At 60.8% G+C, this 16,784-nt stretch carries 17 protein-coding genes; 11 read left to right on the top strand and 6 right to left on the bottom strand.

From position 1 onward, the window contains the following. Positions 1-484 (bottom strand): AraC family ligand binding domain-containing protein (locus tag GSM73_RS27245; protein WP_256676868.1); only part of this gene is annotated, 484 nt, incomplete at its 3' end. Positions 485-699: 215 nt separating this feature from the next. Here GSM73_RS27245 and GSM73_RS12120 point away from each other — a divergent pair. Both GSM73_RS12120 and GSM73_RS12115 read left to right on the top strand, forming a co-directional pair. Further along, positions 700-1,776: an aromatic ring-hydroxylating dioxygenase subunit alpha gene (locus GSM73_RS12120; protein WP_047226530.1), complete on the top strand. Its 1,077-nt coding sequence runs from the start codon at positions 700-702 to the stop codon at positions 1,774-1,776. Continuing rightward, positions 1,773-2,723, top strand: a complete 951-nt coding sequence (locus GSM73_RS12115; protein WP_076384957.1) for a PDR/VanB family oxidoreductase — start codon at positions 1,773-1,775, stop codon at positions 2,721-2,723. Before GSM73_RS12120 ends, GSM73_RS12115 begins: the two co-directional genes overlap by 4 nt. A gap of 127 nt (positions 2,724-2,850) precedes the next feature. On the opposite strand, the gene GSM73_RS12110 is transcribed toward GSM73_RS12115, so the two are convergent. The 4 genes from GSM73_RS12110 to GSM73_RS12095 form a co-directional block, all read right to left on the bottom strand. Next, positions 2,851-3,564 (bottom strand): GntR family transcriptional regulator, encoded by a 714-nt coding sequence (locus GSM73_RS12110; RefSeq protein WP_160892651.1) that lies wholly within the window; start codon positions 3,562-3,564, stop codon positions 2,851-2,853. A 256-nt stretch (positions 3,565-3,820) separates the two neighbouring features. After that, complete coding sequence (locus tag GSM73_RS12105) at positions 3,821-5,689, bottom strand: feruloyl-CoA synthase (protein ID WP_047226637.1); 1,869 nt, start codon at positions 5,687-5,689, stop codon at positions 3,821-3,823. A 142-nt stretch (positions 5,690-5,831) separates the two neighbouring features. After that, positions 5,832-7,280 carry an aldehyde dehydrogenase gene (locus GSM73_RS12100; protein WP_160892649.1) on the bottom strand — a complete coding sequence of 483 codons (1,449 nt, stop codon included), beginning with the start codon at positions 7,278-7,280 and terminating at the stop codon, positions 5,832-5,834. Positions 7,281-7,386: 106 nt separating this feature from the next. Then, positions 7,387-8,217, bottom strand: a complete 831-nt coding sequence (locus GSM73_RS12095) for a p-hydroxycinnamoyl CoA hydratase/lyase (RefSeq protein ID WP_003202420.1) — start codon at positions 8,215-8,217, stop codon at positions 7,387-7,389. Positions 8,218-8,433: 216 nt separating this feature from the next. Here GSM73_RS12095 and GSM73_RS12090 point away from each other — a divergent pair, with 216 nt between their 5' ends. The 9 genes from GSM73_RS12090 to GSM73_RS12050 all read left to right on the top strand — a co-directional run bounded on the left by GSM73_RS12090 (position 8,434) and on the right by GSM73_RS12050 (position 15,321). Continuing rightward, complete coding sequence (locus GSM73_RS12090) at positions 8,434-8,922, top strand: MarR family winged helix-turn-helix transcriptional regulator (protein WP_047226534.1); 489 nt, start codon at positions 8,434-8,436, stop codon at positions 8,920-8,922. A 57-nt stretch (positions 8,923-8,979) separates the two neighbouring features. Beyond that, positions 8,980-9,543 carry a nicotinamide riboside transporter PnuC gene (pnuC, locus tag GSM73_RS12085; RefSeq protein WP_047226535.1) on the top strand — a complete coding sequence of 188 codons (564 nt, stop codon included), beginning with the start codon at positions 8,980-8,982 and terminating at the stop codon, positions 9,541-9,543. Next, on the top strand, positions 9,540-10,064 hold the full coding sequence (locus tag GSM73_RS12080; protein ID WP_047226536.1) for an AAA family ATPase: 525 nt from the start codon (positions 9,540-9,542) through the stop codon (positions 10,062-10,064). Before pnuC ends, GSM73_RS12080 begins: the two co-directional genes overlap by 4 nt. Before the next feature lie 320 nt (positions 10,065-10,384). Beyond that, entirely contained in the window at positions 10,385-10,834 is a 450-nt protein-coding gene (locus GSM73_RS12075) for a hypothetical protein (protein ID WP_076384961.1), read from the top strand. A 1-nt stretch (position 10,835) separates the two neighbouring features. After that, positions 10,836-11,414 carry an adhesin gene (locus GSM73_RS12070; RefSeq protein WP_139050352.1) on the top strand — a complete coding sequence of 193 codons (579 nt, stop codon included), beginning with the start codon at positions 10,836-10,838 and terminating at the stop codon, positions 11,412-11,414. Positions 11,415-11,477: 63 nt separating this feature from the next. Further along, positions 11,478-12,461, top strand: a complete 984-nt coding sequence (locus tag GSM73_RS12065; RefSeq protein WP_107322510.1) for a heme utilization protein — start codon at positions 11,478-11,480, stop codon at positions 12,459-12,461. 65 nt (positions 12,462-12,526) lie between these two features. Then, positions 12,527-13,207, top strand: a complete 681-nt coding sequence (locus tag GSM73_RS12060; protein WP_092397940.1) for a C39 family peptidase — start codon at positions 12,527-12,529, stop codon at positions 13,205-13,207. Positions 13,208-13,265: 58 nt separating this feature from the next. Next, a complete protein-coding gene (locus GSM73_RS12055) occupies positions 13,266-14,012 on the top strand; it encodes a hypothetical protein (protein ID WP_076384967.1) in 747 nt (248 codons plus the stop codon). Positions 14,013-14,058: 46 nt separating this feature from the next. Next, a complete protein-coding gene (locus tag GSM73_RS12050; protein WP_076384969.1) occupies positions 14,059-15,321 on the top strand; it encodes a transporter in 1,263 nt (420 codons plus the stop codon). Between the two features lie 119 nt (positions 15,322-15,440). On the opposite strand, the gene GSM73_RS12045 is transcribed toward GSM73_RS12050, so the two are convergent. Continuing rightward, complete coding sequence (locus tag GSM73_RS12045) at positions 15,441-16,766, bottom strand: sigma-54 dependent transcriptional regulator (RefSeq protein WP_047226543.1); 1,326 nt, start codon at positions 16,764-16,766, stop codon at positions 15,441-15,443. Positions 16,767-16,784 lie beyond the last annotated feature (18 nt).

The following is a 16,784-nucleotide window of genomic DNA, read 5'->3' as shown; positions in this document are numbered from 1 at the left end:
CACGCCAGTGCAGGTGCTGGGTCAGGTTGGCCAGCAAGGTGTCGAGGGCCGTCTGGCGCACGATGCGCATCTCCTGCTGATGCAAACTCTGGAACGCCATGGCCGTGGCGTTCGCCAGCCGCGCATCGTCGGCCAGGGTGGCGGCGAATCCCAGCTGTGCATTATCCGGAGCCACGTCGAACAACGACCGCAGTTCGCGCTCCAGCCACTGTGGCTCGAGGTACAACGTGCGATAGGTGAAACCGCTGGCGTGGGGCGCGTTGCCGTCATGCAACTCCCCAGGCTCGAGCAGAAACACCTTGCCCGGCGTGCTGTTGTGCTGCTGGCGGCGACAATGGAACTGCTGCACGCCCTGTTCGGTCACGCCCACCAGATAGGCGTCGTGCCAATGGGGATCGTAGGCATGCCCCTCGAAATGCGCGCGCACGGTCTCGATGCCGGACGTGGCGTCCTGCTTGAGATCGATCCAGTTGCGCGTTGTCATGGGCAGTCTCGTTTTGTGTATCAGCACGAGCAGGTTAACCGCTGGCGGCGAGGGTGTCTGGAAGATTTGTGCAGTTTTGTTTTCGCCGAAACGAAGCAAATGGATCCATTAAAGACTGCCAACCGTCTACCAGGACACCAAAAATATTGACAACCGAATTAGTTAAGAGAGTTAATGGATCCATAAGCACAACAACATCCGCCCGGAGATCCGTCATGTATCCCAAGAACACCTGGTACGTTGCCTGCACCCCCGATGAAATCGCTGACAAACCTCTGGGCCGCCAGATCTGCGGCGAGAAGATGGTTTTCTACCGTGGGCATGAAGGCAAGGTCGCGGCTGTCGAGGACTTCTGCCCCCATCGCGGCGCCCCGCTCTCTTTGGGTTATGTCGAAAACGGTAACCTGGTGTGCGGCTATCACGGGCTGGTGATGGGGTGCGACGGCAAGACCGTCGAAATGCCCGGGCAACGGGTGCGTGGGTTCCCTTGCAACAAGACGTTTGCGGTGCAGGAACGTCATGGGTTTATCTGGGTCTGGCCCGGTGACCAGGCCTTGGCTGACCCGACGCTGATCCATCATCTTGAATGGGCCGAAAGTGACGAGTGGGCTTACGGCGGCGGCCTGTTCCATATCCAGTGCGATTACCGCCTGATGATCGACAACCTGATGGACCTGACCCACGAAACCTACGTGCACGCCTCGAGCATCGGCCAGAAGGAAATCGACGAGGCACCGCCGGTGACCACGGTCGAAGGTGACGAAGTGGTCACCGCCCGGCACATGGAAAACATCATGGCCCCGCCCTTCTGGCGCATGGCCTTGCGCGGCAACAACCTGGCCGACGACGTGCCGGTGGACCGCTGGCAGATCTGCCGTTTCACCCCGCCCAGCCACGTCCTGATCGAAGTCGGCGTGGCCCATGCCGGCAACGGCGGGTATCACGCCGCGCCGCAGTTCAAGGCGTCCAGCATCGTGGTGGACTTCATCACCCCGGAAACCGAGACATCCATCTGGTACTTCTGGGGCATGGCCCGGCACTTCCAGCCCCAGGACGAAGCACTGACCGCCAGCATTCGCGAGGGCCAGGGCAAGATTTTCAGCGAAGACCTGGAGATGCTCGAACGCCAGCAGCGCAACCTGCTGGATCACCCGCAACGCAGCCTGCTCAAGCTCAATATCGATGCCGGCGGCGTGCAGTCGCGTCGAGTGCTGGATCGTTGGATTGCCCGTGAGCGCGAGCCACAAGCGGGATTGATTGCCAGCACCCATCAGGGAGAGCAGCGAGCATGATTGAAGTCCAGGTCACGGCGCGACACAACGAAGCCCAGGACATTTGCAGCTACGAGCTGACGAGTGTCGACGGCCAGCCTTTACCGGCGTTCACCGCCGGTGCCCATATCGACGTACACCTGCCCAACGGCATGATTCGTCAGTATTCGCTGTGCAATCATCCCGAGGAACGGCATCGCTACCTCATCGGGGTGCTCAAGGATGCCGCGTCCCGAGGCGGTTCGCGCAATTTGCATGAACAGATTCTGCCAGGCGCGCGCTTGCTGATCAGCGAACCGCGCAACCTGTTCCCCCTCGCCCCCGAGGCTCGACGTAGCCTGCTGTTTGCCGGCGGTATCGGTATTACGCCGATCCTGTGCATGGCCGAACACCTGGCCCAGAGCGGTGCGGCGTTCGAACTGCATTACTGTGCCAGGTCCAGGGAGCGTGCAGCCTTTATCGAACGCTTGCGCCAATCGCCTTATGCCGACCGGGTGTTTCTGCACTTCGATGAAGAGCCTGCAACCATGCTGGACGCTGCCAGGGTCCTGGCCGCCCCCAGTGAGGATCTGCACCTCTATGTGTGCGGTCCCGGTGGCTTCATGCAGCATGTCCTCGACACCGCCAAGGTTCAGGGCTGGCGGGAAAGCTGTGTGCACCGCGAGTACTTTGCCGCTGCGCCCACCGACACCCGCGCGGACGGCAGCTTCTCGGTGAAAGTCGCCAGCAGCGGTCAGGTCTTCGAAGTACCCGCCGACCGAAGCGTGGTCCAGGTGCTGGAAAGCCATGGCATCGAGATTCCGATCTCCTGCGAACAGGGCGTGTGCGGCACCTGCCTGACGCGTGTGCTGGAAGGTGTGCCGGAGCACCGGGACATGTTTTTGACCGAGGCCGAACAGGCTTGCAACGACCAGTTCACGCCGTGCTGCTCCCGCTCGAAGACGCCACTTTTGGTGTTGGATATCTGACCAATACCCTGTGGGAGAGCTTTGTGGGAGCAAAGCTTGCTCGCGATGGCGGCGACTCAGTCAGCATTGCTATCGGCTGACAGACGGCTATCGCAAGCAAGCTTAGCTCCCCCAGCCGTATGCGCGCTCACTGCGACCGAACAATCACCTTCACCCGCTCATCAGCCAACGTCGAGCCGAACACCTCGGCATAACGCAAAGTCGCATTGGCATGTTCGCGCATGATTGCCTCGGCGCGGGCTCCCTGGCGATGGATCAGCGCATCGAACACCGAGTGGTGCTGCATGTGGGCGTAGTTGAAGCGGCGAAATTCGCCGGCCATGTTCTGACGATCCACCGCCAGGGCGGTGACTGAGGCAAATGGCAGGTGATCGTTGCGAGCCAGGGCATCGGCAATCGCCGGGTTATGGCTGCCCTCGACGATCACCTGATGAAAGCGCATGTTCAAGTCGTGATAGACCTCAAGGTCATCCTCGGTCACATAGCCCTTGGCAAACAGTTCGTCGCCCTGCACCAGGCATTGTTCAAGTGCCGCTCGCCCCTCTTCGGATAAGCCACGCTCGGCCGTTTGCCGCGCGGCCAGGCCTTCGAGCACACCACGCACCTCCACGGCCCCGGCGATTTCCTCGGCACTGACCGAGCGCACCTGGAATCCGCGACCACCGAAGCGCACCAGCAGCCCTTCCTGCTCCAGGGTACGAAACGCCATGCGCACCGGCATTCGCGAAACACCGAACAACTCAGCCGTGGGAATTTCCATCAAGCGCTCACCGCCCGCCAGCTCGCCTGAGGCGATCATCCTGCGCAATGCGACCAGCACCGTTTGGCCGGGCTTACTCATCCAGGTTCTTCCAGAGAAAACAGAGTCGCCATAGTAGAAGGCTTGGGACGGTGTGTCACGGCGGGAGTATGGAGCGAACGCAAGAGCAATCGAGCGCAGGAAAATCAGCGGGGCAGCCAGACCGCCATCGCGAGCAGGCTCGCCCCCACAATGGGTCCGCCATAGATCCTTGTGGGAGCGAGCCTGCTCGCGATGGCGGCAGACCAGACAACATTGATGGCAAGCCTTGCTGTCACGGATTTTGGGTCTGGACCGACTAGTTCGCCCGCAGGATCGACAGATCTTCGCCGCAATACAGCGCCTCGACTTTCGCCGCGCGCCATTGCAACACCGCCCGTTGGTTGATCGAGCCCTTGTCGGTGATTTCACCACGATCGATGGAGGGCGGCTCATCGAGCAAGGCAATCCACTCTACGCGGCTGGCGTTGCCGCTCGCCTCGCGGTTAAGACGTTGCAGCCAATCGGCAAACCACTGGCGTACCGGTGGGCTGGCCAAGACCTCGGCATCGCTGGCGCTCGGGGACAGGCCTGACAAGCGCCGGCATTCAGCCAGCCGTGGGAACACCAGCGCGCCCAGGCACTCGCGATCCGGCGCGGTCACCACCAGGTCCTGGACGTACGGGGTCCCCTCCAGCACCGCTCGGTTGCGCAGCGGCCCGACACTGACGAACACCCCGGAGGACAGCTTGAAGTCCTCGGCTATCCGTCCGTCAAACATCAGGCCCAATTGCGGGTCATGGGGATCGGCCAACTTGATCGCATCGCCCGAACAGTAAAAACCGTCTTCGTCGAACACCTCAGCGGTCTGCTGCGGCGAGCGCCAGTAGCCGGGCATGATGTGCGGTCCGCGGAAGCGCCCTTCGAACTTGCCGTCCACCGGCACCAGCCGTACCTCGCAGCCGGGTGCCGGCAAGCCGATGTAACCGGCCATGGACAACGGCCCGGTGGTAAAAGTGCAGGACGGCGACGCCTCCGTCATGCCCAGCCCGGCCATCATGCGAATGCGTTCGCCGCAATGCTGTTCGGCGACCTTGTCGAGCCGGTCCCAAGTACTTTGGGACAGACCCGCTGCCGCAAAAAAGAACAGACTGATGCGCTCGAAGAACCGCTCGCGCAACTCGCCGTCCTGCTCCAGGGCACTGACCAACTCTTCCCAACCTTTGGGCACGGTCAGGTACGCAGTGGGAGAAATCTCCTTGAGGTTGCGCAAGGTTTCGGCGAAGCCCTGGGCGGTGGGCTTGCCGTCGTCCAGGTAAAACGTGCCGCCGTTGTACAACACGATGCCGACGTTGTGACTACCACCGAATGTGTGGTTCCACGGCAACCAATCCACCAATACCGGCGGCGCTTCACCGAACACCGGAAAGGTCTGCAACAGCATTTGCTGATTGGCGCAGAGCATGCGTTGGGTCGTGATCACAGCCTTGGGCAGCTTGGTGGAGCCCGAGGTGAAGAGAAACTTGGCAATGCTGTCCGGTCCGGTGGCGGCAAAGGCGCGCTCGGCCTCAATACCACCGGGTTGCGCCAGCAGGCTGGCAAAGCTTGCCCTGGACCTTGCGGCCATTTCCCCACGTACCGTGATCAAGGGAATGTCCGCCGGCAACACCGCATTGATCGCCCGCTCAAACGGCGCGGCCTCGCTGACAAACACCAGCCCCGGCTGCAACAAATCGCAAACGTGCCGCAGCTTGGCAAAATCCTGGGACAGCAACGAATAGGCCGGCGACACCGGGCAATAGGGAATCCCAGCGTACATCGCGCCAAGGGCCATTTGCAGGTGCTCGATGTCATTACCCGATAGCAGCGCCAGGGGCTTTTCGGCTGACAGGCCATAGCTCAACAAACCTTGAGCGATGGCCCGCACGCTGTCGAGCATCTGGGCATAGCTGACTCGCCGCCAGTCCCCGCCCGCCTGGCGGGCTGCAATAAAGGTCTGTTGCGGGCGCACCTCGGCCCAATGCACCAGGCGATCAAGCAAGCGCGTCGGCAACGCAGCCAACGGCTCCAGGGAGCGCATGTGCAGGATGCCCTGCTCTTCTCTGACTTCAACGGCTGGATGACCAATCGACACCTGGCGATAGCGCCCGGGGCCGGCTCGGGAGGACGATCTGAACTCAACACTCACGTACATTTCCTCCATCAAGGCACGCCGAACCCGCGCGAAGCGAGCGGAGCGTGGCAGCATCTGGCTGCGGCCTTGTTATTGTTATGTCTGGCCTGCATCGGGCCGGCGATGTCCACGCGCCGCCGCCCGCATGCAACGGATATCAGATCGGGTAATGCCGGGCGCCGTTCTGCATCGTCACCCAGCGCAACTGGGTGAAATGCTCGATGGACGCCTTGCCGCCAAAACTGCCGTAACCGCTGGACTTGACTCCACCGAAGGGCATCTGCGCCTCGTCGTGCACGGTCGGACCATTGATGTGGCAGATGCCCGACTCGACCCGTTGGGCCAAAGCCAACGCCCGAGTGGTATCGCGGCTGAAAATGGCTGCCGAAAGGCCGAACTCGGAGTCGTTGGCCAGGCGCAACAAGGCTTCGTCGCCTTCACCACGCAGCAACACGGCCACCGGACCGAAAGACTCTTCGCGGTACAGGCGCATGTCTGGAGTGACGCCGTCGAGCAAGGTCGGCTGCAGAATGCTGCCGTCCAGTTGCCCTCCCGCCACCAGCGTCGCGCCTTTGGCCAAGGCATCGTCGATCAACTCCTTGATACGCTGGCCGGCACTGACGTCTACCAGCGAACCCAATACCGAATCACCGGCCGCAGGATCACCGGCACGCAAGGTGGCGATCTTGGCGCTCAGCCGGGAAACAAAGGCATCGGCCACGCTGGCATCGACGATCAGCCGCTCGGTGGACATGCAAATCTGCCCCTGATTGAAGTACGCCCCGAAGGCGGCGGCTTCTACCGCTGCATCCAAGTCAGCGTCATCCAGCACCAGCAACGGCGCCTTGCCGCCCAGTTCCAGTAATGCCGGCTTGAGGTGGCGCGCCGATAGTTCGCCAACGATGCGCCCGACATGGGTCGAGCCGGTGAAATTGACCCGGCGTACCGCCGGGTTGGCGATCAGCCGCGCGACAATGGCCGGCGCATCTGCCGGGGCATTGCAGATGACATTGACCACGCCATCGCCCAGTCCGGCGTCCTGCAATACCTGGCCAATCAAGCGGTGCACCGCCGGGCTGATTTCAGAAGCCTTGAGCACCACGGTGTTGCCGCAGGCCAGCGGCATGGCGATGGCGCGGGTGGCGAGAATCACCGGGGCATTCCACGGCGCGATACCCAGCACCACACCACACGGCTGACGCAGGGCCATGGCGAAACTACCAGGCACATCCGAAGGAATGATTTCGCCGTTGATCTGGGTGGTCATGGACGCGGCTTCGCGCAGCATATTCGCCGCCAGATGCACGTTGAAACCGTACCAGTTGGCCATGGCGCCCGTCTCGCCGGCAGCGGCGATGAACTCGCCAGTGCGCGCCTGCAATTGCTCGGCGGCACGCAGCAGACGCGTGCGTCGCTCATTGGGCGCCAGCGCTGCCCAGACGGGAAACGCAGCTTGCGCGGCGGCCACGGCGGCGTCGGCATCCTCCAGCGTGGCAGCCGCCACACGGGAGACCACTTCACCGGTTACCGGATTGCAACGCTCGAAAGTCCGACCGTCACGGGCGGGGCACGACTGGCCGCCGATCAACAGGGGCACGTCCAGCATGGTGATTCCTCTTTATTGTCTTTATAGGGAACACATTCACAGTAGCGCCAAGGGCTTTTGAACAACAGCCTGCGGGCGCAGGATAGACACCCGCCGCGCCGTCGTCTCAGCGCTTGTAGGTCTGCAACCCCGGCTTGATGCTCTTGTCGTCGAGGAACTGCTTCATCCCCTGCTCGCGACCACCCTCGGTGTCGAGCAGGCGCGACTGATCGAGCTTGGCATACAGGTAATCCTCATTCTGCTCCCAGGTCAGTTCGCGGCAGCGTTTGAACCCGTGCTTGGCTGCTCGCAACACCACCGGGTTTTTCTCCAGCAGGTTACGCGCCAGCTCAACGGTGACTTCGCGCAGTTGCGCCAGGGGCACGCTTTCGTTGACCAGTCCCATCTCGGCGGCTTTCTGCCCGCCAAAGGTTTTGCCGGTCATGATGTAGTACAGCGACTGGCGATGGCCCACAGTATCAGCCATGGCCTTGCTGACCAGATTACCGGGCGGGATGCCCCAGTTGATTTCCGAAAGGCCGAAGGTCGCCTCGTCAGCGCAGATCGCCAGGTCACACGCCACCAGCGGGCTGAAGCCGCCACCGAAGCACCAACCATTGACCATCGCAATGGTCGGCTTGGCGTACATGCGCAGCAGTTTCCATTGCCACTGGGAGGCTTCGCGACGGATTTTTTCTTGCAGGATTTCAGGCCCGGCATCTACTTCGCGGAAATACTCCTTGAGGTCCATGCCGGCCGTCCAGGCATCACCGGCCCCGGTCAGCACCAGTACACCGGCGGCCGGGTCCTGCTCCAGGGTTTCCAGCACGTCGATCATCTCGCGATTGAGCGTCGGACTCATGGCGTTGCGTTTTTCCGGACGATTGAGGGTGACCCAGGCAATGCCTTCCTCGATATCGACCTTGACCGTTTTCCAGCGACCTTCGTAATTGCTCATGGCGGGCGTGCTCTCTTGTTCTTGGCTGAAGATGAGCAAAAATTAAACTCGAAAACTAGTTATGTCAATTAACTATTAATCCATTTATCTGTATTTTTCCCAACGGACAGGACAAAGCGACAAATCACGATTTCGATATCCACCATAGCCATCGCGCTTCAACCTCGGCAAAATGGATAGCCTTGTTAATCACTCACCTTGAGGATGCTCCCTCCGATGGCCAAGTCTTCCAAGCTTGCCGAACCCGCCGAGCCCCAGGCCAGCGGTACCGACGCACAGGCCCCGCTGGACTCCGCGCTGGATGATCTGATCGGTTACGCCCTGCGTCGCGCCCAGTTGAAACTGTTCCAGAACCTGATCGGTCGACTCGCCATCCACGATCTGCGGCCCGCCCAATTTTCGGCCCTGGCGATCATCGACCAGAACCCCGGCCTGATGCAGACCGATCTGGCCAAGGCCCTGTCGATCGAACCGCCGCAAGTCGTGCCCCTGTTGAACAAGCTGGAAAGCCGGGCACTGGCCGTGCGGGTGCGGTGCAAGCCCGACAAACGCTCCTACGGGATATTCCTGAGCAAAACCGGCGAAACCCTGCTCAAGGAACTCAAGCAAATCGCCGCACAGAGCGACCTGGACTCCACCTCAACGCTTGACGGTGCCGAGCGCGAAGAATTGCTGCGCCTGCTCAAGAAGGTTTACCAGGCATAGAAAAACGGGCGCCAGCGTTTACAATCGCCGCCTTCTCCTACTACCCAAGGAATCGCCATGTCCGGGCTTGAACTGTTTGCCGCAGCCCTCGGCGTGATTGCTGTCTGGTTGACCGTCAAGCAGAACCCCTGGTGCTGGCCGATCGGCCTGGTCATGGTGCTGCTCTATAGCTGGATCTTCTTCGAAGTGAAGCTGTACTCGGACATGTTGCTGCAGTGTGTCTACGCCGTACTGCAACTCTATGGCTGGTACCAATGGACTCGTGCGGGGCAGCATCATGAGGGGCGACAAATCACCCGTCTGGGCGCGCCTTCAGTATTGCGTGGCCTGGCGGTCGGCGCGGCAGGCAGCCTGATGCTGGGTGCTGCCATGGCGCACTGGACCGACGCCGCCCAGCCCTGGCTCGACGCTGCACTCACCGGCTTCAGTCTCGTGGCGCAGTGGTGGATGGCGCAAAAACGCGTGCAATGCTGGCCGTTGTGGATCGCCCTGGACATCATCTTCGTGGGCTTGTTCATCTACAAGGACCTGTACCTGACCGCTGCGCTCTACGCTTTGTTCACGCTGTTGGCCGTACAAGGCTGGCGCGAATGGCGCGCCGACCCGGTCCTGCGCACATGAAGGTGATGGTGCTCACCGGCCCGGAGTCCAGCGGCAAGAGCTGGCTGGCGGCGCAGTTGCAGGAGCACTTCGGCGGCTTGCGGGTGGACGAATACGTTCGCCACTTCATGGAGCAGAACCCGCGTGAGACCCGCCTGTCGGACATCACCGATATCGCCGCAGGACAGTTGGCCTGGGAAGACGCAGCCCGCGCCGGTAAACCACCGTTGTTGATCCTCGACACCCACCTGTTGAGCAACATCCTCTGGAGCCAAACCCTGTTCGGCGACTGCCCAAGCTGGCTGGAGCCGGCCTTGCTGGCCCGCCATTACGACTTGCACCTGCTGCTGAGCCCGCAACAGGTCGAATGGACGGGCGACGGCCTGCGCTGCCAACCCGAACTGGAAGACCGAATGAGGTTTTTCGAGGCTATCGAGCAATGGCTGGTTCGGCATCAGCAACCCTTCCAGGTTATTGAAGGCGATTGGGCGCAACGTCGGGAACGGGTGTTTGCAACCGTGACTCGACTGCTCCAAGCCTGATTTACCCCTCTGTTTGTACCACTCTTGAAACACCCCAGTCGTGGCAAACCCGGCTCCAGAGCACTTCGATGGTTTTTCCAGTGCCTTTGTCAGGTTCTTGAAACACCTGCTTGCGAAGCCTTGAACCAGAGCCAAGCGATAGCGCCCGGCCATTAGCCTCTATCGGCATGTCTCACGGATGAAACAGGTGCTGGGCGAAACTCCCCTTAAATATAGCAAACCATTGAATTTGATAGATTTTTTATAACCGGCACAACACCTGCTCTTCCTCCTTCGCAACGCTGGACCAAGGCCAGCCCACCGAAGAAGGAATCGATGCCGTGGGGACTTTCAATAGAAGCTTGACCTGCCTGCTGTTGATCGGCTGCGCCGCTGGCGCGACGTTCAGCCTCCCTGTGCAGGCCGAGGGCAACGGCGTCATTGTGCTCACCCGTGACGTACAGCCCGTTCATATCGGTCGCAACGGTGGCAAAGACCCCTACCCGAGCACCGTCAACGCCAACCCATCTGATCGAGTCAATCAAGCGACCGCCAGCATCGAGCTGAGCGACGGCGAATTCGCCAGCGTCGCCAGCGGCTCGTCGATCCGCAACGCCGTGAACCCGAACAACACCGGCGTACAAGGTCTGAACATCGTGACCAACCCCAACGGCTTGCCGGGCATGCGCGCCGGTCACGGTGGCGGCAACGGTGGTGCCATCTCCGGCACGATCAACCGCTCGCTGAGTTCAGGGCTGGCCCCGCTGGGCCGGCTGGCCGGAGGTCAGTGACATGAAGCCAACCCTGTTTCTGCTTGCCCTGCTCGGCTCGTCCACCGCGTTCGCCGATCCGGGCGCGGCGGTGATCAGCAATGCCAATCTGCAGGATTCCGGCAGCCGCTATACCGGCAACTTCAACGTCAACCAGGCCGCTGGCGATCAGACCCAGCAGACCAACACCCGGGCCATCGCCATCGGCACTCACGCCCAGGCCACCACTGTCGTGCGTCAACGACTGGACACCGCGGCCGACCCGTCGATGAACGCAACGGCCCGCATCGGCGGCAGCTCATTTAGCAACGGCAACGGAGTACTGGGCGTGAACCAGTCCGCCGGCGCCAACAACCAGATGGCCAATGTCATGCGGGTGGGCATCAGTGCCCGGCCGCAGAGCATCGACGATAGCGCCCTTTCTCAACAGAACGTGGCGTTGTTACCAAACTCAGGAGCAACTGGCACCCCAACCGGCAGTCGCCAGGTCGTCACCAGCGACCAGGCCTTCACCGGCAGCCGAGGGGTTATCCAGGTGAACCAGAGTGCCGGGGTGGGGAACCGCATGGCTAACACCCTGAGCATCCGGGTCGCTGACTGACCCGAAAAACGTGGGCATAAGAAAGTACTGACACTTAACCAACGACACGCAAGGAGAAACACCATGAAACCAACAATGGCACTTAAACCATTGGTTTTCGCTCTCGCCGCTGTCATGGCAATGGCTGCACAGGCTGATGGAAACGGACGTGGCAACGGGCACGGCAACGGGCATGGCAATCACGGTCCGCAAGGTCCGTCGTTTGAACAACTGCTTTCGATCACCGCCGGGGCTAGCGCGACCGTGATGGATGAGCAGAACAGCGACGGCAACGTGGTGACCAACCAGGCCACCCGCAACACGGCTGAAGCCGCTGACTCGCTCAATGGCAGCAACGGCAATATGGGCGCCAACATCGCCGCCGGCGATGGCAACCAGCAGGACAATGCCGCCGCCATCGCCACCGCTGACGAAGCATTCATCTTCGGCTCGGCGGTCGCGACCTCCAGCGCCATGCAGGTCAATAACAATAACTACGTCAAAAACAACTCGACCCGAAACAACGCCTCGCTCACCAATGCGGGCAACAATGGCTCCGGCAACATCGGCATCAACGTGACGGCCGGCAACTTCAACCAACAGAAAAACAACCTGGCCATCGCTGTATCGGGCGGACGTGTCGCAGAGGCCGCAGCCTCGGCTGATCAGTCTTCCACAGGCCTTGTGGTCGACAACAAGGGCGTACGGACCTACAAGACCGACACCCTCACCAGCACCTATGCCGCTTCCGGCACCTTCAAGGCCAAAGGCACCGGCACCGTTGAAGACGACGACCATGGTGGCTGGGGCAACAGAGGCGGCTACGGCGGCGGTCACGATGACGACAAGTTCAAGTTCTCCGCCGTGGGCACTTTCGAACTGGCCGGCAGCAACACTCAACAAGTGCTGACCCGCGATGGCTGGAAAAACCCTGTCATCAACAACGCGACCATGACCAACTCCATGAACGGCTTCTCCGGTAACGGCGGCGCCAACGTGTCGGCGGGCGTGGGCAACCAGCAAAGCAACTCGCTGTCCATTTCGGCCGGTTGCAGGGCTTGCATGTAAGCGCGATCGAAACGAAGCCCCGGAAACGGGGCTTCTTTCCCAGGTGTGCATAAGGCGTATCGATCATGCGAGCGGCAGCCCTTTCTCTGCTCCTTTGTCTGGCCGGCGTGGCTGAAGCTGCGCAGATGCCGGTCGCCGCCCTGCCCGGCGGCATGCTGGTCTACAAGCCAGTACAGAGTGTGCGCGAGCGCAAATTCAGTGACATCGTCGAACAGAAAACCGATTTCAGTTGCGGCGCCGCCGCGCTGGCCACGGTACTGCGCCAGGCCTATTGGCTTGACGTGGATGAAGAGCACGTCATCAAGGGCATGCTGGTCAAAGCCGACCATGACCTGGTCCGCACCCAGGGATTTTCCATGCTCGATATGAAGCGCTACGTGGAAAGCATCGGCATGCGCGCCAGGGGCTACCGGATACCGCCGGAAAAGCTCGAGGCAGTGACAATTCCGGTGGTGGTCCTGATGGACATCCGTGGCTACAAGCACTTCGTGGTATTGCAGCGAGCCGACCAGCAATGGGTTTATATCGCCGACCCCGTACTGGGGCACAAGCGCTACGCCCATGACGATTTCGTCAAAGGCTGGAACGGCATCGTGTTTGCCATCGTCGGCCCGGGTTACGACAAGACCAACGCACTGCGCACCCCTCCGCAACCGCTAACGGCGCGTAACAAACTGGACGGGTTCAACCCGGTCAAAGATGCAGAGCTGATGGATTTTGGTTTCATACAGAGCGACTTTTTCTAATCGCCGACCAATCGCCAACCATAAGTACAAAAGGAGCAGGAAGCTCCGGGAGCAGCACATGAAAACTTCACGTTGGCTGGCGTTTGCCAGCCTTGCCGCGGCTGTGTCGGGCCATGCCCACGCCGGATTCAAACCCATCGAAGTCAAGGATCAGGAGCTTGCCGAACTGCGTGGACGCTATGTCATGCCCGGTCGGGTCATCAGCTTCGGCATCGTCATGAGCAGCACCTGGCGCAACGCCAGTGGCGACCTGATCGGCGCGAGCAGTTCCATGCAAATCCAGGCGGCCACCGTCAAACCCCAGTTCTATGTTTCAACGATCAAGCAGACCGGCAATGGCCAGGCCCCGCAACAGGGCAGCGGCAACATTGTCGGTGGCGCGGGCCTGGCCGGTGGCCAGGGCGTGACCCAGAGCGTGCGCGCCGCGGGCGATGGCAATTCCGCCTACAACAACGTCAGCATCAACGTCAGGGAAAGCAACCAGGCACCCGCACTGGTGCCTGCTCAAGGCCAACTGCTGAGCAAAGGCCAAACCATCAGCGGCAGCAACGCCGCCGGCAGTGTCGCGGTTACCGCCACCGGCAGCGGCGTGCAGATGGCGATCCAGGCCAACCACAACCAGGGTAGTTCTCTGCAACAAGTCGCCCAGGGCGGCTTGCTGCAAAACACTCGCTTGCTGGGTAACAGCAACCTGGTCAACAACATGACGCAACTCAACGTGGTGTTGAACAACAACGGCCTCAGCGCCGGAGCTTTGGACTGCAACCTGACCCAGCTGCGCGGACTGCGCAATCTCGGATATTGAACTACGCTGCCTTGCGACCACTGGGCAAATAGGGACGGCATATTTCATGTATCGATCCGTATCGTTGCGCGCTGTGATGTGCGTAAGCACCCTTTTACCGGCGCCCCTGCTGCAAGCAGCACCTGACGCCGACATTCAAGCACTGAAGCAGGAGCTTCTCGAGCTCAGACAACGATACGAGGTCCAGCAAAGAGCCCTGGCGGTACTCGAACAGCGAGTCCGCCAGGTCGAAGATCAACCCGCTGCTCCCGCGCCCAAGCGCCTGGCCAAATCCCCAGCCGACATGAAAGGCAACCAGACTGCGGCTGGCGGCAGCGGTTACGGGCAGTCCCTAGCCGATGATTCACAGCCCGCCCAGAGTGTCTCCAACCTCTATGACGAGGCCAGCGGCTTTTTTGGCGGTGGCAAGTTCAGCTTCGAAACCGGCGTGACTTATTCGCGCTACGACACACGACAATTGATTCTGAACGGCTTCCTGGCCCTGGACTCGATTTTCCTGGGCAACATCAACCTGGACAGGATCAAGGCCGACACCTGGACCCTGGACCTCACTGGCCGTTACAACTTCGACAATCGCTGGCAGTTCGACCTCAACGTACCGGTGGTCTACCGCGAATCCACCTATCAGTCCGGTGGTGCCAACCAAGGGGCAGCTGGGGTGACCAGCGAAGAAACCGTTACCCGCGATCCCACCATCGGTGACGTCAACTTCGGCATCGCCTACAAATTCATGGACGAATCGATCAACAGCCCGGACGCGGTGCTCACTCTGCGCGTCAAGGCGCCAACCGGCGAAGAGCCGTTCGGCATCAAGCTGCGCCAGTCCCAGGCCAACACCAACCTGTTCGTGCCTGAAGAGCTGCCCACCGGCAACGGCGTATGGTCGATCACACCCGGGATCTCGCTGGTCAAGACCTTCGATCCGGCCGTGCTGTTCGGCAGCCTTTCCTACACCCATAACTTCGAAGAATCCTTCGACGACATAAGCTCCACCGTCAACCAGAGGATTCCGGGCAAGGTGCGGATCGGCGACAGCTTCCAGATCGGCGCGGGCATTGCCTTCGCGCTGAACGAGAAGATGAGTATGTCGTTCTCGGTTTCCGACCTCATACAAAAGAAAAGCAAGCTCAAACAGGACGGCGGAGATTGGGAATCGGTGGTTTCCAGCGACGCCAATGCCGGCTACTTCAACATCGGCATGACCGTAGCCGCCAGCGACAACCTGACCATCGTCCCCAACCTGTCCATCGGTCTGACCGACGATGCACCGGACTTCACCTTTAGCCTGAAATTCCCGTATTACTTCTAACGCAGTGCCCTGTGGGAGCGAGCCTGCTCGCGGTAGTGGTAGATCAGTGACCTGTTGGTGACTGACACACCGCTACCGCGAGCAGGCTCGCCCCCACATCGAATAGGGCAAGGCTTGATTCAGCGGATTTGATGCTTGTGCAGAAGCCGGTAGAACGTCGGTCGGGATATGCCCAGCACGCGGGCAGCAACACTCAGGTTGTCACTGTGCCGGTTAAGCACATCGCTCAACGCCTGGCGCTCAGCACGGGTCTTGTAGTCTTCAAGGGTGCCCATCGGCGCCACCGGCCCTTGATGACCTGTCAGGCCAAGGTCCATCGCTTCGATCTGCCGCCCCTCGGCCAACACCAGGCCGCGACGTACCCGGTTGGCCAGCTCACGCACATTGCCCGGCCAGTCATGCTTGCCCATGGCCACCAACGCGTCTTCACTGAAACTGCGAGGCCGGCGACCGGTTTCCTGACTGTAGAAATGCGAGAAGTGGCTGGCCAGCATCGACAAATCGCCATGGCGTTCACGCAACGGCGCCATCAGCACCTGCAGCACGTTCAAGCGATAATACAGGTCTTCACGAAACAGCTTGTGCTCGATGGCTGCTTCCAGATCCACATGGGTGGCGGCCAAAATCCGCACATCGACGGCGATCGGCTGGCTGCCTCCGACCCGCTCGATGTGTTTCTCCTGCAGGAAACGCAACAGATTGGCCTGTAGCTCCAACGGCAGGTCGCCAATTTCATCCAGAAACAACGTGCCGCCGTGAGCCGCTTCGATCCGCCCGATCTTGCGCTGATGGGCACCCGTGAAAGCGCCTTTCTCGTGCCCGAACAATTCCGACTGGATCAAATGCTCCGGTATCGCGCCACAATTGATGGCAATGAACGGTTTGTTGCGCCGATGGGATTGGCGATGCAGCGTGCGCGCCACCAGCTCCTTGCCGGTGCCGCTTTCACCGCGAATCAACACTGGCGATTCAGCAGGTGCCAGCTTGCTCAACAATTTGCGCAGCTCCCGAATGGGTTTGCTGTCGCCCAGTAATTCATGTTCGGGCTCATTGATGTGAATCGAGCCCTGTCCGCGCAAACGCGCCATGCCAAAGGCGCGCCCCAGAGTCACCTGAACCCGGGACACGTCGAATGGCAAGGTATGAAAATCAAAAAACCACTCGCAGACAAAGTCCCCCACATTCTTCAGACGCAACACTTCCTGATTCAGCACGGCGATCCACTCGGTGCCGCTGCGGCTGATCAACTCCTTGACCGCCTCCGGCCGTTCCAGATGAAAAGGTTGAAGTCGCAACAGGCCCACATCGCACGTTCGATCGCCCGCATGTTCAAGGGAACAGCTCTCCACGTCCCAGCCAATGGTGCGTAATCCGGGCAACAGGCGATGGCAATCATCGCAGGGATCAACCACGAGCAGACGACGCGACGTACTGGCTTCGATCATGACTGATCCTTGGCGCCA

Source organism: Pseudomonas sp. PICF6, assembly GCF_009831705.1.
Classification (GTDB): Bacteria; Pseudomonadota; Gammaproteobacteria; order Pseudomonadales; family Pseudomonadaceae; genus Aquipseudomonas; species Aquipseudomonas rhizophila.
Note: the sequence above shows the minus strand (reverse complement) of the source record. Positions and strands in the feature narration are given on the sequence as shown.